The organism is Pseudomonas sp. UBA6753, from assembly GCF_002453565.1.
In the GTDB taxonomy this organism is placed as follows: domain Bacteria; phylum Pseudomonadota; class Gammaproteobacteria; order Pseudomonadales; family Pseudomonadaceae; genus Aquipseudomonas; species Aquipseudomonas putida_Z.
The window spans coordinates 146,344-166,747 of sequence record NZ_DKHD01000006.1 but is presented as its reverse complement, the minus strand read 5'-3'; the positions used below and the strand labels follow the sequence as shown (position 1 = coordinate 166,747).

At 66.3% G+C, this 20,404-nt stretch carries 18 protein-coding genes; 11 read left to right on the top strand and 7 right to left on the bottom strand.

Annotated features, from left to right (window positions below; translation table 11 throughout):
- Positions 1-39: 39 nt before the first annotated feature.
- Positions 40-1,446: an adenosylmethionine--8-amino-7-oxononanoate transaminase gene (locus B2790_RS04205; RefSeq protein WP_286918320.1), complete on the top strand. Its 1,407-nt coding sequence runs from the start codon at positions 40-42 to the stop codon at positions 1,444-1,446.
- 148 nt (positions 1,447-1,594) lie between these two features.
- Positions 1,595-2,314 carry a 16S rRNA (uracil(1498)-N(3))-methyltransferase gene (locus B2790_RS04200; RefSeq protein ID WP_085691403.1) on the top strand — a complete coding sequence of 240 codons (720 nt, stop codon included), beginning with the start codon at positions 1,595-1,597 and terminating at the stop codon, positions 2,312-2,314.
- Here the strand turns inward: B2790_RS04200 and trhA are convergent, their stop codons facing one another.
- The 7 genes from trhA to B2790_RS04165 form a co-directional block, all read right to left on the bottom strand.
- The gene (trhA, locus tag B2790_RS04195; protein ID WP_286918319.1) at positions 2,315-2,932 is read right to left on the bottom strand and encodes a PAQR family membrane homeostasis protein TrhA; all 618 of its coding nucleotides are present in this window, start codon (positions 2,930-2,932) and stop codon (positions 2,315-2,317) included.
- 157 nt (positions 2,933-3,089) lie between these two features.
- On the bottom strand, positions 3,090-3,563 hold the full coding sequence (locus B2790_RS04190) for a chemotaxis protein CheW (protein ID WP_039612487.1): 474 nt from the start codon (positions 3,561-3,563) through the stop codon (positions 3,090-3,092).
- Positions 3,556-8,508, bottom strand: coding sequence for an Hpt domain-containing protein (locus tag B2790_RS04185; RefSeq protein ID WP_286918318.1), 4,953 nt, complete (start codon positions 8,506-8,508; stop codon positions 3,556-3,558). Before B2790_RS04185 ends, B2790_RS04190 begins: the two co-directional genes overlap by 8 nt.
- A gap of 48 nt (positions 8,509-8,556) precedes the next feature.
- Positions 8,557-10,611: a methyl-accepting chemotaxis protein gene (locus tag B2790_RS04180; RefSeq protein WP_025340904.1), complete on the bottom strand. Its 2,055-nt coding sequence runs from the start codon at positions 10,609-10,611 to the stop codon at positions 8,557-8,559.
- A gap of 11 nt (positions 10,612-10,622) precedes the next feature.
- Positions 10,623-11,177 (bottom strand): chemotaxis protein CheW, encoded by a 555-nt coding sequence (locus B2790_RS04175; RefSeq protein WP_025340905.1) that lies wholly within the window; start codon positions 11,175-11,177, stop codon positions 10,623-10,625.
- Positions 11,174-11,539 carry a twitching motility response regulator PilH gene (pilH, locus tag B2790_RS04170; RefSeq protein WP_025340906.1) on the bottom strand — a complete coding sequence of 122 codons (366 nt, stop codon included), beginning with the start codon at positions 11,537-11,539 and terminating at the stop codon, positions 11,174-11,176. Before pilH ends, B2790_RS04175 begins: the two co-directional genes overlap by 4 nt.
- 47 nt (positions 11,540-11,586) lie before the next feature.
- The gene (locus B2790_RS04165; RefSeq protein ID WP_003257770.1) at positions 11,587-11,988 is read right to left on the bottom strand and encodes a response regulator; all 402 of its coding nucleotides are present in this window, start codon (positions 11,986-11,988) and stop codon (positions 11,587-11,589) included.
- Between the two features lie 239 nt (positions 11,989-12,227).
- Between B2790_RS04165 and gshB the strand changes: the two genes are divergently transcribed.
- From gshB to hslU, 9 genes are all read left to right on the top strand, one after another.
- Positions 12,228-13,181: a glutathione synthase gene (gene gshB / locus B2790_RS04160; RefSeq protein ID WP_025340907.1), complete on the top strand. Its 954-nt coding sequence runs from the start codon at positions 12,228-12,230 to the stop codon at positions 13,179-13,181.
- 91 nt (positions 13,182-13,272) lie between these two features.
- Positions 13,273-14,178 (top strand): energy transducer TonB, encoded by a 906-nt coding sequence (locus tag B2790_RS04155; protein WP_286918317.1) that lies wholly within the window; start codon positions 13,273-13,275, stop codon positions 14,176-14,178.
- A gap of 169 nt (positions 14,179-14,347) precedes the next feature.
- Positions 14,348-14,917 (top strand): YqgE/AlgH family protein, encoded by a 570-nt coding sequence (locus tag B2790_RS04150; RefSeq protein WP_286918316.1) that lies wholly within the window; start codon positions 14,348-14,350, stop codon positions 14,915-14,917.
- Positions 14,917-15,354, top strand: coding sequence for a Holliday junction resolvase RuvX (gene ruvX, locus B2790_RS04145; protein WP_013974530.1), 438 nt, complete (start codon positions 14,917-14,919; stop codon positions 15,352-15,354). The genes B2790_RS04150 and ruvX overlap by 1 nt, the downstream gene beginning before the upstream one ends.
- 49 nt (positions 15,355-15,403) lie before the next feature.
- Positions 15,404-15,922 (top strand): bifunctional pyr operon transcriptional regulator/uracil phosphoribosyltransferase PyrR, encoded by a 519-nt coding sequence (pyrR, locus tag B2790_RS04140; RefSeq protein ID WP_025340908.1) that lies wholly within the window; start codon positions 15,404-15,406, stop codon positions 15,920-15,922.
- Between the two features lie 12 nt (positions 15,923-15,934).
- Positions 15,935-16,939: an aspartate carbamoyltransferase catalytic subunit gene (locus B2790_RS04135; protein ID WP_003257774.1), complete on the top strand. Its 1,005-nt coding sequence runs from the start codon at positions 15,935-15,937 to the stop codon at positions 16,937-16,939.
- Positions 16,936-18,207, top strand: coding sequence for a dihydroorotase (locus B2790_RS04130; protein WP_015272083.1), 1,272 nt, complete (start codon positions 16,936-16,938; stop codon positions 18,205-18,207). The genes B2790_RS04135 and B2790_RS04130 overlap by 4 nt, the downstream gene beginning before the upstream one ends.
- Before the next feature lie 213 nt (positions 18,208-18,420).
- The gene (hslV, locus tag B2790_RS04125; RefSeq protein ID WP_003249309.1) at positions 18,421-18,951 is read left to right on the top strand and encodes an ATP-dependent protease subunit HslV; all 531 of its coding nucleotides are present in this window, start codon (positions 18,421-18,423) and stop codon (positions 18,949-18,951) included.
- Between the two features lie 76 nt (positions 18,952-19,027).
- Positions 19,028-20,371: an ATP-dependent protease ATPase subunit HslU gene (hslU, locus tag B2790_RS04120; RefSeq protein WP_015272084.1), complete on the top strand. Its 1,344-nt coding sequence runs from the start codon at positions 19,028-19,030 to the stop codon at positions 20,369-20,371.
- Positions 20,372-20,404: the final 33 nt, after the last annotated feature.

The following is a 20,404-nucleotide window of genomic DNA, read 5'->3' as shown; positions in this document are numbered from 1 at the left end:
ACGCGGTCGAACCAAGCCGCAAAGCCAGGAGAAGTGCCCATGGGCCTCAATGATCAGTGGATGCAACGCGACCTCAAGGTCCTGTGGCACCCCTGCACCCAGATGAAAGACCACGAGCAGCTGCCGCTGATCCCGATCAGGCGCGGCGAAGGCGTGTGGCTGGAAGACTTCGAAGGCAAGCGCTACCTGGATGCGGTGAGCAGCTGGTGGGTCAACGTGTTTGGCCACGCCAACCCGCGTATCAACCAGCGCATCAAGGACCAGGTCGACCAGCTGGAGCACGTGATCCTGGCCGGTTTCAGCCACCAGCCGGTGATCGAGCTGTCCGAGCGCCTTGTAGCCATGACCCCCGCCGGCCTCGACCGGGTGTTCTATGCCGACAACGGTTCGTCGTGCATCGAAGTCGCGCTGAAGATGAGCTTCCACTACTGGCAGAACGTCGGCAAACCGGGCAAGAAGCGCTTCGTCACCCTGACCAACAGCTACCACGGCGAAACCATCGCCGCCATGTCGGTCGGTGATGTGCCGCTGTTTACCGAAACCTACAAGGCGCTGCTGCTCGACACCCTCAAGGTGCCCAGCCCCGACTGCTACCTGCGCCCCGAGGGCACGAGCTGGGAAGAGCACTCGCGCACCATGTTCCAGGCCATGGAACAGACCCTGGCCGAGCACCACGCCTCGATCAGCGCGGTGATCGTCGAACCGATGATCCAGGGTGCCGGCGGCATGCGCATGTACCACCCGGTGTACCTCAAGCTGCTGCGCGAGGCCTGCGACCGCTACGACGTGCACCTGATCCACGACGAAATCGCCGTGGGCTTCGGCCGCACCGGCACCATGTTCGCCTGTGAACAGGCCGGCATTCGCCCGGACTTCCTGTGCCTGTCCAAGGCCCTGACCGGCGGTTACTTGCCGCTGGCCGCCTGCCTGACCACCGACAAGGTGTACCAGGCGTTCTACGACGACTACCCGACCCTGCGCGCGTTCCTCCACTCGCACAGCTACACCGGCAACCCGCTGGCCTGCGCCGCGGCGCTGGCGACCCTGGACATCTTCGAGCAGGACAACGTGATCGAGGCCAACAAGGCCCTGGCCACCCGCATGGCCAGCGCCACCGCGCACCTGGCCGACCACGCGCATGTGGCCGAGATTCGCCAGACCGGCATGGCCCTGGCCATCGAAATGGTCCAGGACAAGGCCGGCAAGGTTGCCTACCCGTGGCAAGAGCGTCGTGGCCTGAAAGTGTTCGAGCATGCCCTGACGCGTGGCGCCCTGCTGCGCCCGCTGGGCAGCGTGGTGTACTTCCTGCCGCCGTATGTGATTACGCCAGAGCAGATCGACTTCCTGGCAGAAGTGGCCAGCGAAGGCATCGACATTGCCACCCGCGATAGCGTCAGCGTGGCCGTACCGGCCAACTTCCACCCCGACTTCCGCGACCCGGGCTAAGCCCGGACAGTTAGCCATACCATGTTCCCTGTGGGAGCGGGCATGCCCGCGAACAAGGGCGAAGCCCTTGCCATGCACCGCGGTGCCTGCTTCGCGGGCACGCCCGCTCCCACAGGGGGTCTGCGTCTCTCTTCTACCGAGCAAACCCATGAGACTGTCCCGCTTTTTCATCGACGCCCCCCTGAGCCTTGGCGAGCATGACCTGCCCGAAGCCCAGGCCCACTACATCGGCCGCGTACTGCGCATGGCCCCCGGCGACGCCGTGCAGCTGTTCGACGGCAGTGGCCAGGAATACCGCGGCCAGTTGCTCGAAGTGGGCAAGAAAACCGTGCGCGTCAGCCTCGACCAGGCCCTCGCCGGCCAAGCCGATTCACCACTGCACGTGCACCTCGGCCAAGGCCTGTCCCGTGGCGAGCGCATGGACTGGGCGATCCAGAAAGCCACCGAACTGGGCGCCAACGAAATCACCCCGATCGTCAGCGAACGCTGCGAAGTGCGGCTGAAGGACGAGCGCGCCGACAAGCGCCTGGCCCACTGGCGCCAAGTGGCCATCAGCGCCTGCGAACAATGCGGCCGCTCGACCTTGCCGGTCATCCACCCGCCAGTGACCCTGGCCGAGTGGCTGAACAGTGCCAAGGCCGACCTGAAACTGGTCCTGCACCCGGTGGCCGAACCGCTCACCAGCCATGCCAAGCCGGCCACGCTGGCCTTCCTGATCGGCCCCGAAGGCGGCCTGAGCGAGGCGGAGGTCGACCAGGCCAAGGCTGCCGGTTTCCACGCAGCACGCCTGGGCCCACGCGTGCTGCGCACCGAAACCGCACCGGTGGTGGCACTGTCGGTGGCACAGCAACTATGGGGCGACTTTTAACTAGCGCACGTAGAACGACACCGCCACGAAGTGCATGAGGCTGCCGGCGATCACGAACAGGTGCCAGATACCATGCCAGTGGCGGAAGCGGCTGTCGAAGGCGAAGAAGATGATGCCGACGGTGTAGAACACCCCGCCGGCGGCCAGCCAGGCAAAGCCTGCGCTGCCGAGCGAGTGCAGCAATGGCTTGACCGCCACCAGCACGATCCAGCCCATCACCGCATAGATGATGATCGACAGGATGCGCGCCTCGGAGCGCGGCTTGATCTCCTGCAGCATGCCGATCACCGCCAGCCCCCAGACCACCCCGAACAGGCTCCAGCCCCAGGGTCCGCGCAGGCTGACCAGGCAGAACGGCGTGTAGCTGCCGGCGATCAGCAGGTAGATCGACAGGTGATCGAGCTTGCGCATGATCACCTTCGCCCGCCCGCGAGTGCTGTGGTACAGGGTAGAAATGCTGTACAGCAACAGCAAGGTGCCGCCGTAGATGGAGAAACTGACGATCTTCCAAGGGTCGCCCTGCAGGCCCGCGACCACGATCAGCCAGATGGCACCGATACAGGCCAGGACGGCACCGACCAGGTGGGTCCAGGCGTTGAAGCGTTCACCGTAGTACATGCAAACACAGACCTCCTGAGGTGGGCTGGGTTCCTGATGTGATGCTGATGGCCTCTTCGCGGGCATGCCCGCTCCCACAGGTTATCTACTTGCCTTGAAGTGTATGTTTTTCCTGTGGGAGCGGGCGCGCCCGCGAAAGGGCCCTGTGCGTTGCATCCTACCCAAGCTCAGGTTGCAGTTCCGCGTCACGCACCAGCCGTTCCAGCCCGACCAGGTCCGGCACCCGTGCCACCTGCTCACCCACCTGCACCGCCGCCAGCTCCAGGCGGCCCAGCGCCACGTCCACGTAGTTCAGCTGGCTGTCGAGCTTGCACGAGCGCGGTATGTCCTGCAGCAACAACGCCAGGTAGCGCAGGCCGGTATCACCCAGGGCATTGAGCACCACCACGCGGGCCCGCTCGCCGCAGGGGGTCTCGCCACCGCACGCGGCTTCGAAGCCGATCAGCGGCAGGCGCTGCTGGCGCCAGTCGATCCAGCCCAGGTGCCAGGCCGGCTCGCCGCGTTGGCACACCAGGTTGCGCTGGCCACTCAGTTCGGCCACCGCCACGTTGGGCAACACCAGGGTACGGTCGCCCAACGGCAGCAAAAGCCCGGTCAGGCTGCTGCGCTGGCCGGCGATCAGTTCAAGCATGGGTCTGGCTCCAGTGGGCAATGCTCTGCAACAGGACCGACTCCTGGTACGGCTTGCCCAGGTATTCGTTGACGCCGATGGCCATGGCACGGTCGCGGTGCTTCTGCCCGGTGCGCGAGGTGATCATGATGATCGGCAAGTCTTTCAAGCGCTCGTCACGGCGGATGCGTGTGGCCACCTCGAAGCCGTCCATGCGCGGCATCTCGATGTCCAGCAGCAACACATCGGGGCGGTGTTCTTCCAGCAGTGCCATGGCATCGACCCCGTCCTTGGCCGTCAGCACACTCATGCCGTGGCGCTCCAGCAGGCGGCTGGTGACCTTGCGCACGGTCACCGAATCGTCCACCACCATTACCAGCAACGCCCGCCGTGGCGCCGGGCCGAACACCTGGCGCCGGGCCGCACCGCCGCCCGGCAGGCGCGCCAGGCGCCGCTGCTGGCCACGCAACTGGCCCAGCAGGTCGAGAATCAGTACCACCCGGCCATCGCCCAGCAGCGTCGCCCCCGATAACCCGGCAACCGCGGCAAACTGCGGCCCCAGGCTCTTCACCACGATCTCGCGGCTGGGCGACAGGCTGTCGGCCTGGATGGCGAACGACTGCTCCTGGGAATGCACCAGCAGCACCGGCAGCGGCACGCTCTGCCCGAGCAATGCCGGGCGCGGCATGCCCTGCAGCAGCTCACCCAGGTAGCGCAGCTCGTATTCGTGGCCGGCGTACACATAACGCGGGGCGTCCAGCTGGTAGCACGCCGCCAGTTCGGCCGGCGGCACGCGAACTATGCCCTCGATGGTGTTCAGCGGAATGGCGTACTGCTCTTCGCCCAGGTGCACCATCAGCGCACGGTTGACCGACACGGTGAACGGCAGGCGGATCAGGAAGCGCGCGCCCTTGCCCTGGGCCGACTCGATACTCATCGAGCCACCCAGTTGCTTGACCTCTTCGTGTACCACGTCCATGCCCAGGCCACGCCCGGAAATCTGGGTGATCTTCTCGGCAGTGGAAAAGCCCGGGCGCAGGATGAACTGGAGGATCTCGTGATCGCTCAACTGCGCCTGCGGGTCCAGCAGGCCGCGCTTGATGGCCTTGCGGCGCACCGCTTCCAGTGGCACGCCGGCACCGTCGTCGGTCATTTCGATAACGATGTCCGCGCCTTCGTGCAGCAGATTCAGGTGAATGGTGCCCTGCTCCGGCTTGCCGGCGGCCAGGCGCATTTCGCGGCTTTCCAGGCCATGGTCGACGGCGTTGCGCAGCATGTGCTCCAGCGGCGCCACCATACGTTCGAGCACGCTGCGGTCCAGTTCGCCCTCGGCATTGCCCACCACCAGCTCCACCTGCTTGCCCAATTCGCTGGCCACCTGCCGTACCACGCGCTGCAAGCGTGGCACCAGGCGCTCGAAGGGCACCATCAGGGTCGCGGTCAGGCCTTCCTGCAACTGGCTGTTCACCCGCGCCTGCTGCTGCAGCAGGCTGTAGGCCTCCTGGGCGCGCTGTGCCAGGGTTTCCTTGAGGTCGAGCAAGTCCGAGGCAGACTCGAACAGGGCCCGCGACAGCTGCTGCAGTTGCGAGTGGCGGTCCATTTCCAGCGGGTCGAAGTCGTCATAGGCATCGCCTTCGAACTGCTGCCGGCTGGACATCCGCCCTTGGGTCTCGATATCCAGGCGCAGCAACTGGTCGCGCATGCGCTCGAGGGTGGTTTCCATCTCGTTGAGGGTGAACTGCGCATCGTTGACCTGCTGCTCGATGCGCCCACGGATGATCGAGTGCTCACCGGCCAGGTTGCCCAGTTCGTCGAGCAACTCGGCATCGACCTTGACCATGTCGCCCGGCGCCCGCTCCGGCGCCGCCGCCGGCGCCTCACTGATCGCGGCCTCGACCGGCCCCTGGCCAGCGGCGCTGTCGGCCAGGGCCGAGAAGCTGAAGTTGCGGATGTAGTCGATCAGCGCAGTGGCGGCATGCAACGGCTGCCCCAGGCGCACGGCATCGAGCATGTGCGCCAGCCGGTCATGGCAGTTCTGCAGCAAGGCGAACAGTGGCGCGCTCGGCGGCATACGGCCTGCGGCCAGCAGCTCGTAGAGGAACTCCAGTTCGTGGGCCAGATCGCCGATCGGCGCAATTTCGACCATGCGTGCCACACCCTTGAGGGTGTGCAGGTCGCGCATCAGGTTGTCCACCTCGACGCTGTTGCGCGGGTCGGCCTGCCAGCGCGCCAGGGCTGCGGCGGCACTCTCGACGATGTCCGAGCTTTCTTCGAGGAAGACTTCCAGCAGCTCTTCGCCTGGGCTTTCCGGCTCTTCGACCAGCGGCTCGGCCACAGCCGGCAGCAAAGGGTTGTGCGCCGCCCCCAGGCCAAGGGTGTCGGCCAGGTCCATGTCCGGGTGCAGCGGCGTGACCGTGTCGATGCCTACCAGGCCAGTGGCCTCCGGTGCCAGAGCCTGGCCCAGCAGGTTGCGCAGGCTGTCGACCAGCTCCGGCCTTGGCGGGATGTCCTGCCCCGCCGCCACTTCGTCGAGCATGTCCAGCAGGGCTTCATGGGCCCGCTGCACGTGGGCGAAGAAGCGCGCATCGGCGGGCAGGCTGCCCTCCTCCACGGCGCCGTACAGGTCGAGCAAGGCCTCGCACACGTCATCCATCTGCCACAGGTCGGCCAAGTGTGCGGCGTGGCCCAGGGTGGTCAGCTCGTCGAGCAGGGTGTCCAGCGCATCGCGCTGGCCGGGCTGTTCCTGCCAGCGCGACAGCAACGACTCGGCATCCAGCAGGATATCCATGGCCTGGGCCAGGAAACTGGCGATCAACTGCGGGTCGCGCTTGCTGCGCCGCGCATGCTGCGGGTCGCCATGCAAGCTGGCCAGGTGCGCGTCCACAGCCTGGCCGACCTGCTCGATCAGCTCCGCGGCACCGGGGATGGCCGCCAGCGGCGTGCTGTCGAGTTGCGCCAGGCCAAGGTGGAACAGCGAGCGAGCAGCTTCCAGCCATTCGATCTCGGCCATTTGCAGGGGCAGCTGGTGGCCCTTGTATTCACGAGCCAGGCGGTCGAAGGCGGTGGCCAGTTCGGCGACCGGCAACACCCCGGCCATGGCGGCACTGCCCTTGAGCGTATGCAGGGCGCGCTGCAGGCCATCGCTGACCTGCGTATCGTGGCCGTCGGCGCCCTGCAGGAAAGCATCCAGGCTGGCCAGGTGGCCCTGCGCCTCGCTGCGGAAGATGTCGAGCAATTGCGGGTCGAGGCCGTCGATGTCGGCCGCCACCGGGGCATCGTTTTCGGCCAGGGCATGCAGGTGCCCGGCCAGCTGCTCGATTTCCGTCAGTTGTGGCAGCTGGCCGGCGGCAAAGTCGGCCAGCAGGTCGGGCAGGTAGACGAATGCCTGCTGCAGGGCCACCACGCCTTCCGGGCTGAGCACGCTGCGGCCCTCGAGTACCCGGTTCAGCAGGTGCTCGGCGCCCCAGGCCAGCTCGGCCACCGCCTCGGCATGCACCATGCGGCCGCTGCCCTTGAGCGTATGCAAGGCGCGGCGCACTTCTCCCAGTGCCTCGCGCTGCTGGTTGTCGGCACGCCAGCGCAGCCAGTGGCGCTCGATTTCCGGCAGCAGCTCACCAGCCTCGTCGAGAAACACTTCACGCAACTCGTCATCGATGCCATCAGCGCTGCCATCGTGACCTGCGGTGGCCTCGACCAGCGAGCAGTGCACACCCAGCGTCGCCAGGCTGGCGCGCGCCATGTCGATGAAGGGCTGGCCATCCGCCAATGGGTCCGCCACCCGCCATTGCAGGTAGCATTCGGCAGCGCTCAGGGCCTCGGCCAGGTGCGTCAGATCGTCGGCAGGCGGCTCCACTTCCAGGTGCTGCAGCCAACGCTGCACATAGCTGGCGCAACCGGCAAACAGCTCGGCCACGGCCGGCAGCATCAACATCGCCAGCGCACCGCGAATCTGCTGCAACAGCCCTGGCAAGGGTTGCAGGCGTTGCCGCGGCCAGCCGGACTCCAGGCAATCACCGATCAGGTCCTTGGCTTGCTGCAGCACGTTCAGCGACTCGTTCAACACCAGCTGGCGGATTTCGGCCAGGTCCGAGCCCGGCAGGCCGCCCTGGCCGTTTTCCTCCAGCGGGCCGACCATGCCATTGAGCGTGGCCTCCACGTACAGCAGGGCCCCCGCTACATCCATCAACACCGCGTCGTCCACGGCCCGCTCGCCCTGGGCCAGGGCCTGCAACGCCAGCACCTGGTCGATGATCACCCGGCGTGGCTGCTGGAAGCCCAGCACCGCCAGGGTGTCGGCCACGTGGCGCAGCGGTGCCAGCAGGGCATCGAGCTGCTCGCTGTGCTGGCGGTCGCCACGCACGAACTGGTCCAGGCGCTCCTTGATGCGCATCAGGTCGTCGCACAGCGCGGTCACCACCGAGCGCAGGGCATCGCGGCCCGGCCCGGCCTGCAACTGCTCGCGCCAGTTGCCCAGCGACAGGTCGAGGTTGGCCAGGTCGTCGGCACCGGCAAAGCGTTGGGTGGCACCGCTGATCAGGCTGGCCTGGGCCAGCGGCTCCTCGCCACGGCAGGCACGCAGCTGGTTGAGCAGCGGCAGCATCACCAGTGGCAGGTCGTGGCGGGCGCCGCGCAGGCGCTCCAGATACGACGGCAATTGCTCCAGGCCGCGGAACAACGCGCCCAGGCAATCACCGCGGGGGCTGACCTGGCCATCGGCCAGGGCCCTGGCGAACAGCTCCAGTTCTTCAGCCAGGCGCGTGGCGCCGCGCAGTTCGAGCATGCGCAGGCAGCCGTGCACCTGGTGCAGGTTGTCGACCACGAATGCCAGCATCGACAGGTCGCCAGGCTCGCCGGCAAAGCGCTCCAACGCCTGGCGCGCCTGGCCCAGGCAGTCGAGGATGGCGGCCTTGGTCCAGGACAGCGCCACTGTGTCGTGGCGCTCGGGGCTTACTGCAGCTACAGCCATGGGCACTCCTCGGCGCGGCTTTTCAGTAGAGCTCATCAGTAGGGCTCTTCACTTGGGCTCTGCTGGCGGCGGCAGGGTGAACCCGGACACCGAACGGCGCATCTCGCTGGCCATGCGTGCCAGGTGGCGGATGCTGTCGGCGGTGGCGCCGGAGCCGGCGGAGGTCTGCGCGGTAATCTGCTGGATGACTGCCATGGTGTGGGAGATCTGCCCGGCAGACGAAGTCTGCAGCTGGGCGGCATCGGAGATGCTGTGGATAAGGTCGGCGAGGTTCTGCGATACGCCTTCGATCTCGGCCAGCGCCACCCCGGCATCCTGGGCCAGGCGGGCACCGCGCACCACTTCGGCGGTGGTCTGCTCCATGGAGATCACCGCCTCGTTGGTGTCGGCCTGGATGGTGCGCACCAGCGCCTCGATCTGCCGGGTGGCCGACGACGAGCGCTCGGCCAGGCGCTGCACTTCGTCGGCGACCACGGCGAACCCACGGCCGGCCTCGCCGGCCAGCGAGGCCTGAATCGCCGCGTTGAGGGCGAGGATGTTGGTCTGGTCGGCAATGTCGTCGATCAGGCTGACGATATCGCCGATTTCCTGGGAAGACTCACCAAGGCGCTTGATCCGTTTGGCGGTATCCTGGATCTGCTCGCGAATGTTGTCCATGCCGTTGATGGTGTTGTGCACCACCTCGTTCCCCTTGTTGGCGATCGCCACCGAGCGCTCGGCAACCTTGGCCGACTCGTAGGCATGTGCCGAAACCCGGTCGATCGACTCGACCATGTCGCCGACCGCCTCGGATGCCTCGCTGATCTGCTCGGCCTGGTGTTCAGAGGCCTTGGCCAGCTGGCGTGCGGTGTTCTGTGTGTCCTGTACGGCGGCAGCGACCTGCACGGCGCTGTGGTTGATGGTGGCAACCAGGTCGCGCAATTGGTCCACGGAATAGTTGATCGAATCGGCAATGGCGCCGGTGAAGTCTTCGGTCACCGATACGGTCACGGTCAGGTCACCGTCAGCCAGCTCTTCGATTTCGTCGAGCAGGCGCATGATCGCCTGCTGGTTGCGTTCGTTCTTTTCCGCCGTCTCGCGCAGCTGTCGGTTGGTGGTGCGCACCATGACCAGGCCGATGAGGATGATCGAAGCCAACGCCAGCAGGCCCAGGACATAGCCGCCGACAGTGTCGAGGGTGCGCCCGCCGGCCAGGTTCTCGAAACCGTTGGCCAGGTGCGAGGCCTCGTCGAGCAGGGTCTGCGACAGGCTGAAGATATTGCCGGCAGCCTCGCGCACGCGGAACAGTTCCGGCGAGGTTTCGAGGATTTCATCCACCGAGCCGGCAACGAACTGGAACAGCTCGGCAATTTCAGCCAGGCGCGCACGGGCGTCGGCGTCCTCGACACGCGTCACCTGAATCGCCGCGCTGCCACTGAGCATGCCTTCCAGCACCTGGCCGAAGCGCCCGGCATCACGGCCAAAGGCATCCGCCGCCTGGGCCGCGGTGTCGTCACCGGCCAGCACAGTGTTGACCGACCCAAGGATGCGTTCGGCCAGCAGCAACTGGCGCTGGGCCACCGCCACCTGGCTGGCCGGGGCGCCGCTCTGCAGCAGGATCTCGACCACTTTCTCGTATTCCACCTGCAATTGCGGCACGGTCTCGGCCAGGGTCGCCGCCACCTGGTGCAGCGACAGCACGGTCTGCTCGCTTGCCAGGATGGTATCGGTGTTCTTGCGCAGGTTTTCCCAGTCGCGGCGTACCGCTTCCATCTCGTCCCGCACCATGGGCGGCGCGGGTGGCAGGCCGGTGGACTTGTCACCTTCACGCAGGTAGCCCCAGCGCCGTTCGAAATCGTTGCGCGCGTCCGACAGCAGCTTGAAGGCCAGGGCCTTGCCGGTGGCGGCTTCGGTGGCGTTCTTGGCGATGCGCTGCGACAGCACCCGCAGTTCGCCGGCGTGGCCGATGTACTGCTTGTCGTAGTTCGACTGGGTGTTCAGGTAGGCAAAGTTGGCGAACAGCAGGATGATCGACAGGATCAGGATCAGGAACAGCACGGTGATCTGCGCGATGCTGCGGGTACGTGGGGTCACGGTGGTGACGGGGGTGGCAGGCTTGTTCACGTTCGCAGGTCCTATAACGCCACATCGAGAAAGCCCGGCGCCTGGGCCAGGGCGAAGGGGCTGAAGATCGCCCAGTTGCGTTCACGCGGGAAGTGCCCCTGCACGAAACGTGCAGCGGCGCGAATCAGCGGCTGTGGTGGCGACAGTTGCAGGCTGTCCAGGGCAAAGTGCTGCAGGCCCAGCACCTCGTCCACCAGCAGGCCGACGAACAGGTCCTCGTGGTCCAGCACCAGCACCCGCCGCTGCTTGCCCGGGGCGGCGTGGCCCAGGCCGAAGAAGCTGCTCAGGTCCATCACCGGCAACAGCCGGCCGCGCAGGTTGGCTACCCCGCACACCCACGGCTGCACACCGGGGACGCGGCTGCTGCGCGGTTCGCGCAGCACCTCGGCCACCTCGCCCATGGGCGCGACGAACCATTGCCCGGCAATACGAAAGCCGATGCCGCTCCACTGTTGCAGGCGGTTGTCCTGCGGCGGCTGGTCGGCGACCAGCAGGCGGCAGCGCCGGTCGATGTCCAGCAACAACTCGAAGGCGGTCAGCGACGCGCCCTGCGGGCGGGTGGTCAAGCCCCCAGCACTTCTTTGAGCTTGGCGATCAGCGCGTCCTCTTCCACCGGTTTGGTCAGGAAGTCACGAGCGCCCTGGCGCGTGGCCCAGATACGGTCGGTTTCCTGGTCCTTGGTGGTGACCACGATCACCGGGATGGCGCTGGTTTCCGGGTCCTTGCTGAGCTGGCGGGTGGCCTGGAAGCCATTCATGCCGGGCATGACGATATCCATCAGCACCGCGTCGGGCTTGTCCTGCCGGGCCAGGGCCACGCCATCGGCACCGTTGTTGGCCTTGAGCACCTGGTAGCCGTGCTTTTCCAGCCATTCGGTCAATCGGTACATCTCTGTCGGCGAGTCGTCGACAATCAGAACTCGGGCCATGCTGGTTCCCCATCAGGAAAGAAAGACCGTGCCATGGCGGGGCGCGGTCAGGGTGCGTGTTGTTGGGCTGCGGCAAAACCGGGCACGTGGGCGCGGATCGCGTCGAGCAGTTCTTCCTTGCTGAACGGTTTGGTCAGGAACTGGTCGGAGCCGACCACCCGGCCGCGGGCCTTGTCGAACAGGCCGTCACGTGACGACAGCAGAATGACCGGGGTGTCCTTGAAGGCACTGTTGTGCTTGATCACCGCGCAGGTCTGGTAGCCGTCCAGGCGCGGCATCAACACATCGACGAAGATGATGCTGGGCTGGTGGTCGACGATCTTGGCCAGGGCATCGAAGCCATCGCTGGCAGTGATCACCTCGCAGCCCGCTTCACCGAGCAACATCTGCGCGGTGCGGCGGATCGTGCGCGAATCGTCGATCACCATCACCTTCAGGGGTTGTTCCATCTGTTGGGCTACCATTTGCCGAAATCCTGGGGCCGTTGTGGGAGCGGCCTTGCGTCGCGATAAGGGCTGCGCAGCAGCCCCCATGGGCCTGTCATTCAGCGCTATGACTGGCATTTTTAGCACACTCCGGGTGGCCGTTCCATCTGCGGCGCCCCTTGACCGGCGGCGTTCACGGCGCCACCCTGAGCCACTTTTCTTTCGATCCATCGCGGCCACGCGCCGCCAAGAGGAACCACCCCATGAGCGTTCGCCTCGGCATTGTCATGGACCCCATCGCGTCCATCTCCTACAAGAAGGACAGCTCGCTGGCCATGCTGCTGGCCGCCCAGGCACGCGGCTGGAGCCTGTTCTACATGGAACAGCGCGATATGTACCTGGGCGCCGGCCAGGCGCGTGCGCAAATGCGCCCGCTGAAAGTGTTCGCCGACCCGGCCCGCTGGTTCGAGCTGGGCGACGAGCAGGACAGCGCGCTGGCCGAGCTGGACGTGATCCTGATGCGCAAGGACCCGCCCTTCGACATGGAGTTCGTCTACAGCACCTACCTGCTGGAGCAGGCCGAGCGCGAAGGCGTGCTGGTGGTCAACCGCCCGCAGAGCCTGCGCGACTGCAACGAAAAACTGTTCGCCACCCAGTTCCCGCAGTGCATGGCGCCGACCCTGGTCAGCCGCCGCGTCGACATCCTGCGCGAGTTCGCCAACAGCCGTGGTGACGTGATCCTCAAGCCGCTGGACGGCATGGGCGGTGCCTCGGTGTTCCGCCACCGCAAGGACGACCCGAACCTGTCGGTGATCCTGGAAACCCTGACCCAGCACGGCAACCAGCAGATCATGGCGCAGGAATACCTGCCGCAGATCGTCGACGGCGACAAGCGCATCCTGATGATCGACGGCGAGCCGGTGGACTACTGCCTGGCGCGTATCCCGGCCAGCGGCGAAACCCGTGGCAACCTGGCCGCCGGTGGCCGTGGCGAGGCACGCCCGCTGACCGACCGCGACCGCTGGATCGCCGCCCAGGTCGGCCCGACCCTGCGCGAGAAGGGCCTGATGTTCGTGGGCCTGGACGTGATCGGCGACTACCTCACCGAAATCAACGTCACCAGCCCCACCTGCATCCGCGAGATCGATGCCGCCTACAACACCGATATCGGCGGGCAATTGATGGATGCCATTGATCGCCAGCTGAAGGCGCGCTGACCGCCGACGCACGGCAACAACCCAGAGTGGGGTATGATGCGGGTCCTTTTGGCCTGGCCTGCTACCCCGCCCTGCGGTTGCTGGAAACCTGATGACGCTGCCCGCTGACATCCCCGCCGACCTGCTGCCCCCCCGTGTTCGCCCGGTGGACCGGCTCGGCTTTACCCTGTTCCTGGCTGTCCTGGTGCACCTGGCGCTGATCCTCGGCGTCGGCTTCAGCGTGGTCAAGCCTGCCGAAATCCGCCACACCATGGACATCACCCTGGCCACCTTCAAGAGCGAGAAACCGCCGGAGAAGGCCGATTTCCAGGCCCAGGACAACCAGCAGGGCAGCGGCACCCTGGACAAGAAAGCGGTGCCCAAGACCACCGAACTGGCACCCTTCCAGGACAGCAAGATCAACAAGATCACCCCGCCACCCGCCGCGAAGCCCGAGGTGGTACCGCCCCCTGTACCGCAGAAGTCGGCGGTAGTGACCACGGCGCCCAAGCCGCAGAAGGTCGAGCCCAAACCCAAGGAAAGCAAGCCGCAGCCCAAGCCGGCAGCCCCGGCACCGGACTTCGACAGCTCGCAGTTGTCCAGCCAGATCGCCAGCCTGGAGGCGGAGCTGTCCAACGAACAGCAGATGTACGCCAAGCGCCCGCGCATCCATCGGCTCAATGCTGCCTCGACCATGCGCGACAAAGGTGCCTGGTACAAGGAAGAGTGGCGCAAGAAGGTCGAGCGGGTTGGCAACCTGAACTACCCCGACGAAGCGCGCCGGCAACAGATCTACGGCAACCTGCGCATGATGGTGTCGATCAACCGCGATGGCTCGCTGTACGAGGTGCTGGTGCTGGAGTCGTCCGGGCAACCGGTGCTGGACCAGGCGGCGCAGCGCATCGTACGGCTGGCGGCGCCGTTTGCGCCGTTTACCGGGGACCTGGCCGAGTTTGACCGGCTGGAGATCATCCGCACCTGGCGCTTTGCCCGTGGGGACCGTTTGTCCAGTAACTGATTTGCTGGCTTACCGGCCCTTTCGCGGGCATGCCCGCTCCCACAGGATCTCCGCTGGGTTCAGCTAATGTGAGGTTCCTGTGGGAGCGGGCGTGCCCGCGAAGAGGCCGGCACGATCGACACAAAACCGCACCTTGTCAGCCTCGCCACCTGGCGCCACACTATCCCCCATGAAAACCCTCACGCCGAGCTACCTCAAGCATCAGTTCCTGATCGCCATGCCGCACATGGCCGATCCGAACTTCGCCCAGACCCTCACGTACATCGTCGAGCACAACGCCCATGGCGCCATGGGCCTGGTGGTCAACCGGCCGCAGGAGCTGAACCTGGCCGACATCCTCGAGCAGCTGCGCCCGGACGAAATGCCACCGGCCAGCACCTTGCAGGTGCCGATCTACCAAGGTGGCCCGGTACAGACCGACCGTGGCTTCGTGCTGCACAGCAGCGAATGCAGTTTCCAGGCCACCGTGGCGCTGGAAGGGCTGTCGCTGACCACCTCGCAGGATATATTGCTTGCCATCGCCGCCGGGGTAGGCCCGAAACAGAGCCTGATCACCCTGGGTTATGCCGGCTGGGAAGCGGGCCAACTGGAAGCGGAGCTTGCCGACAACGCCTGGCTCAACTGCCCGTTCGACCCGGAAATCATCTTCGGCCGGACCAGCGACCTGCGCCTGGAAGCCGCCGCTGCCAGCCTGGGGATCAACCTGAACCTGCTGACCAGCCAGGCGGGCCACGCCTGATGGCCGAACTGCACCCTGAACTGCGTCTGCTGCTGGGCTTCGACTACGGCAGCAAACAGATCGGCGTAGCCGTCGGCCAGGTGGTCACCGGCCAGGCCCGCGAGCTTTGCACCCTGAAGGCACAGAACGGCGTGCCGGACTGGGCCCAGGTGGAAAAGCTGATTGCCGAATGGAAGCCCGACGCCATCGTCGTCGGCCTGCCGCTGAACATGGACGGCACCCCCAGCGAAATGAGCGCCCGCGCAGAAAAGTTCGCCCGCCGCCTGAACGGCCGCTTCAACCTGCCCGTGCACACCCACGACGAACGCCTGACCACCTTCGAGGCCAAGGGCGAGCGCATGGCCCGTGGCGGCCAGCGCGGCAGCTACCGCGACAACCCGGTCGATGCCATCGCCGCCGCCCTGTTGCTGCAAGGCTGGCTGGAGGCCAATACCTGATCATCTTTGCCGCCGGGCCCGCCCGGCGCACCCTTCCGAGGAGCCTGCAATGAGCCTACCCGATCCAGCCGAACTGATTCGGCAGATGGCCGTCGACCTTCGCGCCCACCTGGCCCGCCGGGCAATTACCGAACCGCGCTACATCGGCATCCGCACCGGCGGCGTCTGGGTTGCCCAGGCCCTGCAGGAAGCCATGGGCGACACCAGCCCCATGGGCACTCTGGACGTGTCGTTCTATCGCGACGACTTCAGCCAGAACGGCCTGCACCCGCAAGTGCGCCCGTCCGAGCTGCCGTTCGAGGTCGAGGGCCAGCACCTGGTGCTGGTGGATGACGTGCTGATGAGCGGCCGCACGGTGCGCGCCGCGCTCAACGAACTGTTCGATTATGGCCGCCCGGCCAGCGTCACCCTGGTCTGCCTGCTGGACCTGGATGCCGGCGAACTGCCAATCCGCCCGAATGTACTCGGCGCCACCCTGTCGCTGGCCGCCCATGAACGGGTAAAATTGACCGGACCCGCACCGCTCGCCCTCGAGCGCCAGGACCTCGCCTCCGCTTCCGCCCTTTAAGAGTCCCCCGCGATGACGCCAATCGACGCCAAGCGCCCGCTGCAGCTCAATGATCAGGGCCAGCTGCGCCACTTCCTCTCGCTCGACGGTTTGCCCCGCGAACTGCTCACCGAGATCCTCGACACCGCCGACTCCTTCCTGGAAGTCGGTGCCCGGGCCGTGAAGAAAGTCCCGTTGCTGCGCGGCAAGACCGTGTGCAACGTGTTCTTCGAGAACTCCACCCGTACCCGTACCACCTTCGAACTGGCGGCCCAGCGCCTGTCGGCCGACGTGATCAGCCTGAACGTGTCGACCTCCTCGACCAGCAAGGGCGAGACCCTGTTCGACACCCTGCGCAACCTCGAAGCCATGGCCGCCGACATGTTCGTGGTGCGCCACTCCGATTCCGGGGCCGCGCACTTCATCGCCGAGCACGTGTGCCCGGAAGTTGCCGTGATCAACGGTGGTGACGGCCGCCATGCGCACCCGACCCAGGGCATGCTCGACATGCTCACCATCCGCCGCCACAAGGGCAGCTTCGAGAACCTGTCGGTGGCCATCGTCGGCGACATCCTGCACTCGCGCGTGGCCCGCTCCGACATGCTGGCGCTGAAAGCGCTGGGCTGCCCGGACATCCGCGTGATCGGCCCGAAAACCCTGATCCCGATCGGTATCGAGCAGTACGGCGTGAAGGTTTACACCGACCTCGCCGAAGGCCTGAAGGATGTCGACGTGGTGATCATGCTGCGCCTGCAGCGTGAGCGCATGGCCGGTGGCCTGCTGCCCAGCGAAGGCGAGTTCTACCGCCTGTTCGGCCTGACCACCGCGCGCCTGGCCGGGGCCAAGCCCGACGCCATCGTCATGCACCCGGGCCCGATCAACCGCGGCGTGGAAATCGAGTCGGCGGTGGCCGACGGCAAGCACTCGGTGATCCTCAACCAGGTCACCTACGGCATCGCCGTGCGCATGGCCGTGCTGTCCATGGCCATGAGCGGGCAGAACGCGCAACGTCAATTCGACCAGGAGAACGCCCAGTGACCATCAGTATTCTCGGCGCCCGGGTCATCGACCCCAACAGCGGCCTGGACCAGGTCACCGACCTGCACCTGGACGGCGGCCGTATTGCCGCCATCGGTGCAGCCCCGGCCGGTTTCAGCGCCAGCCGCACGATCCAGGCTGATGGCCTGGTCGCCGCACCCGGCCTGGTCGACCTCGGCGTGTCCCTGCGCGAGCCGGGCTACAGCCGCAAAGGCAACATCGCCAGTGAAACCCGCGCCGCCGTCGCCGGCGGTGTCACCAGCCTGTGCTGCCCGCCGCAGACCAAGCCGGTGCTGGACACCTCGGCCGTGGCCGAACTGATCCTCGACCGCGCCCGCGAGGCCGCCAACAGCAAGGTCTACCCGATCGGCGCCCTGACCAAGGGCCTGGAAGGCGAGCAACTGGCCGAGCTGGTGGCCCTGCGCGACACCGGCTGCGTGGCCTTCGGCAATGGCCTGAAGGAAATCCCCAACAACCGTACCTTGGCCCGCGCCCTGGAATACGCCGCCACCTTCGACCTGACCGTGGTGTTCCACTCCCAGGACCGCGACCTGGCCCAGGGTGGCCTGGCCCACGAAGGTGCCATGGCCAGCTTCCTCGGCCTGCCGGGCATTCCGGAAACCGCCGAGACCGTGGCCCTGGCGCGCAACCTGCTGCTGGTGGAACAGACCGGCGTGCGTGCGCACTTCACCCAGATCACCAGCGCCCGCGGCGCGCGGCTGATCGAGCAAGCCCAGCAGCTTGGCCTGCCGGTGACCGCCGATGTGGCGCTGTACCAACTGATCCTTACCGACGAGTCGCTGCGTGAGTTCTCCAGCCTGTACCACGTGCAGCCACCGCTGCGCACCGCCGCCGACCGTGACGGCCTGCGTGCGGCGGTGAAGTCGGGCGTGATCCAGGCGATCTCCAGCCATCACCAGCCACACGAGCGCGACGCCAAGCTGGCCCCGTTCGGCGCCACCGAGCCGGGCATCAGCAGCGTCGAGCTGCTGCTGCCGCTGGCCATGACCCTGGTACAGGACGGCCTGCTCGACCTGCCAACCTTGCTGGCCCGCCTGAGCAGCGGCCCGGCGGCGGCCCTGCGCCTGCCGGCCGGCGAGCTGAAAGTGGGTGGCGCGGCCGACCTGGTGCTGTTCGACCCGCAAGCCTCGACCGTGGCCGGCGAGCAGTGGTTCTCGCGCGGCGAGAACTGCCCGTTCATCGGCCACTGCCTGCCGGGTGCGGTGCGTTATACCTTGGTCGATGGGCATGTCTGCCACGAGGCCTGAGTAACCCTCACTGGCCTCATCGCCGGCAAGCCAGCTCCCACAGGAAATCACTGCCCTCAAGGCCTGTGATATCCCTGTGGGAGCTGGCTTGCCGGCGATGAGGCCAGTGCAAGGGAACACCTACCATTCATCCCCCACGGTTGAAATCCTTCCCCCCACCCCCATATGAGTCTGCATCAGGCACTTTCGCCCCGCTGCGTGGAGACTCTCCCCTTGACCACCATCGTTTCTGTCCGCCGTAACGGCAAAGTCGTCATGGGCGGCGACGGCCAGGTATCCCTCGGCAACACCGTGATGAAAGGCAACGCCAAGAAGGTGCGCCGCCTGTACCACGGCCAGGTCATCGCGGGCTTCGCCGGCGCCACCGCCGATGCGTTCACCCTGTTCGAGCGCTTTGAAGGCCAGCTCGAGAAACATCAGGGCCACCTGGTCCGCGCTGCCGTGGAGCTGGCCAAGGAATGGCGTACCGATCGTTCCCTGAGCCGCCTGGAGGCCATGCTGGCCGTGGCCAACAAGGACGCCTCCCTGATCATCACTGGCAACGGCGACGTGGTCGAACCCGAAGACGGCCTGATCGCCATGGGTTCCGGCGGCGCCTACGCCCAGGCCGCAGCCCGCGCCCTGCTGAACAAGACCGACCTCTCGGCCCGTGAAATCGCCGAGACCGCCCTGAACATCGCCGGCGACATCTGCGTGTTCACCAACCACAACCTGACCATCGAGGAGCAGGACCTGGCCGACTGATCAGCTGTTCTGGCGCCTCATCCCGGTGATGGGGTTTTTCCACGCTGATTCATTCCGCCCGAGGACCATTTTCATCATGTCCATGACCCCCCGCGAGATCGTCCACGAACTCAACCGCCACATCATCGGCCAGGACGACGCCAAGCGCGCCGTGGCCATCGCCCTGCGCAACCGCTGGCGGCGCATGCAGCTCCCCGCCGAGCTGCGCGCCGAAGTGACCCCGAAGAACATCCTGATGATCGGCCCTACCGGCGTCGGCAAGACCGAAATCGCCCGCCGCCTGGCCAAGCTGGCCAACGCGCCGTTCCTCAAGGTCGAAGCCACCAAGTTCACCGAAGTGGGCTACGTGGGCCGCGACGTCGAGTCGATCATCCGTGACCTGGCCGATGCAGCATTGAAGATGCTGCGTGAGCAAGAGATCATCCGCGTGCGCCACCGCGCCGAAGACGCCGCCGAAGACCGCATTCTCGACGCCCTGCTGCCGCAGGCGCGGGTCAGCAGCTTCGCCGAGGAAGCCGCGCAGACCAGCACCGATTCCAACACCCGCCAGCTGTTCCGCAAGCGCCTGCGCGAAGGCCAGCTGGACGACAAGGAAATCGAGATCGAAGTGGCCGATGCCGTGGGCGTCGAAATTGCCGCGCCGCCCGGCATGGAAGAAATGACCAACCAGCTGCAGAGCCTGTTCGCCAACATGGGCAAAGGCAAGCGCAAGGCGCGCAAGCTGAAGGTTAAAGAGGCGCTGAAGATGGTTCGCGATGAAGAAGCGAGCCGCCTGGTCAACGAGGAAGAGCTCAAGGCCAAGGCCCTGGAAGCTGTCGAGCAGCACGGCATCGTGTTCATCGACGAAATCGACAAGGTTGCCAAGCGCGGCAACGTTGGCGGCGCCGACGTGTCCCGTGAAGGCGTGCAGCGCGACCTGCTGCCGCTGATCGAAGGCTGCACTGTCAACACCAAGCTGGGCATGGTCAAGACCGACCACATCCTGTTCATTGCCTCGGGTGCGTTCCACCTGAGCAAGCCGAGCGACCTGGTGCCCGAGCTGCAAGGCCGCCTGCCGATCCGTGTGGAACTCAAGGCCCTGACCCCGGAAGACTTCGAGCGCATCCTGCAGGAGCCGCACGCGTCGCTGACCGAACAGTACCAGGCCCTGCTCAAGACCGAAGGCCTGAACATCGAATTCCTCGCCGACGGTATCAAGCGCCTGGCCGAGATTGCCTACCAGGTCAACGAGAAGACCGAGAACATCGGTGCCCGCCGCCTGCACACCCTTCTCGAGCGTTTGCTCGAAGAGGTGTCGTTCAGTGCTGGCGACCTGGCCAGCACCCATGACGAAGCGCCGATCCAGATCGACGCGGCGTATGTGAACAGCCACCTGGGTGAGCTGGCGCAGAACGAAGACCTGTCGCGTTACATCCTGTAAAACCGGCGTCGACAGCTTCGCGGGCACGCCCGC

Excerpts from the sequence above, each read along its gene's own strand:
- trhA (WP_286918319.1), bottom strand. The coding sequence starts at position 2,932 with ATGTACTACGGTGAACGCTTCAACGCCTGGACCCACCTGGTCGGTGCC.
- hslU (WP_015272084.1), top strand. The coding sequence starts at position 19,028 with ATGTCCATGACCCCCCGCGAGATCGTCCACGAACTCAACCGCCACATC.
- B2790_RS04190 (WP_039612487.1), bottom strand. The coding sequence starts at position 3,563 with ATGCTTGAACTGATCGCCGGCCAGCGCAGCAGCCTGACCGGGCTTTTG.
- gshB (WP_025340907.1), top strand. The coding sequence starts at position 12,228 with ATGAGCGTTCGCCTCGGCATTGTCATGGACCCCATCGCGTCCATCTCC.
- pilH (WP_025340906.1), bottom strand. The coding sequence starts at position 11,539 with ATGGCCCGAGTTCTGATTGTCGACGACTCGCCGACAGAGATGTACCGA.
- B2790_RS04205 (WP_286918320.1), top strand. The coding sequence starts at position 40 with ATGGGCCTCAATGATCAGTGGATGCAACGCGACCTCAAGGTCCTGTGG.
- pyrR (WP_025340908.1), top strand. The coding sequence starts at position 15,404 with ATGAGCCTACCCGATCCAGCCGAACTGATTCGGCAGATGGCCGTCGAC.
- B2790_RS04165 (WP_003257770.1), bottom strand. The coding sequence starts at position 11,988 with ATGGAACAACCCCTGAAGGTGATGGTGATCGACGATTCGCGCACGATC.
- B2790_RS04185 (WP_286918318.1), bottom strand. The coding sequence starts at position 8,508 with ATGGCTGTAGCTGCAGTAAGCCCCGAGCGCCACGACACAGTGGCGCTG.
- B2790_RS04150 (WP_286918316.1), top strand. The coding sequence starts at position 14,348 with ATGAAAACCCTCACGCCGAGCTACCTCAAGCATCAGTTCCTGATCGCC.
- ruvX (WP_013974530.1), top strand. The coding sequence starts at position 14,917 with ATGGCCGAACTGCACCCTGAACTGCGTCTGCTGCTGGGCTTCGACTAC.
- B2790_RS04200 (WP_085691403.1), top strand. The coding sequence starts at position 1,595 with ATGAGACTGTCCCGCTTTTTCATCGACGCCCCCCTGAGCCTTGGCGAG.
- B2790_RS04135 (WP_003257774.1), top strand. The coding sequence starts at position 15,935 with ATGACGCCAATCGACGCCAAGCGCCCGCTGCAGCTCAATGATCAGGGC.
- B2790_RS04155 (WP_286918317.1), top strand. The coding sequence starts at position 13,273 with ATGACGCTGCCCGCTGACATCCCCGCCGACCTGCTGCCCCCCCGTGTT.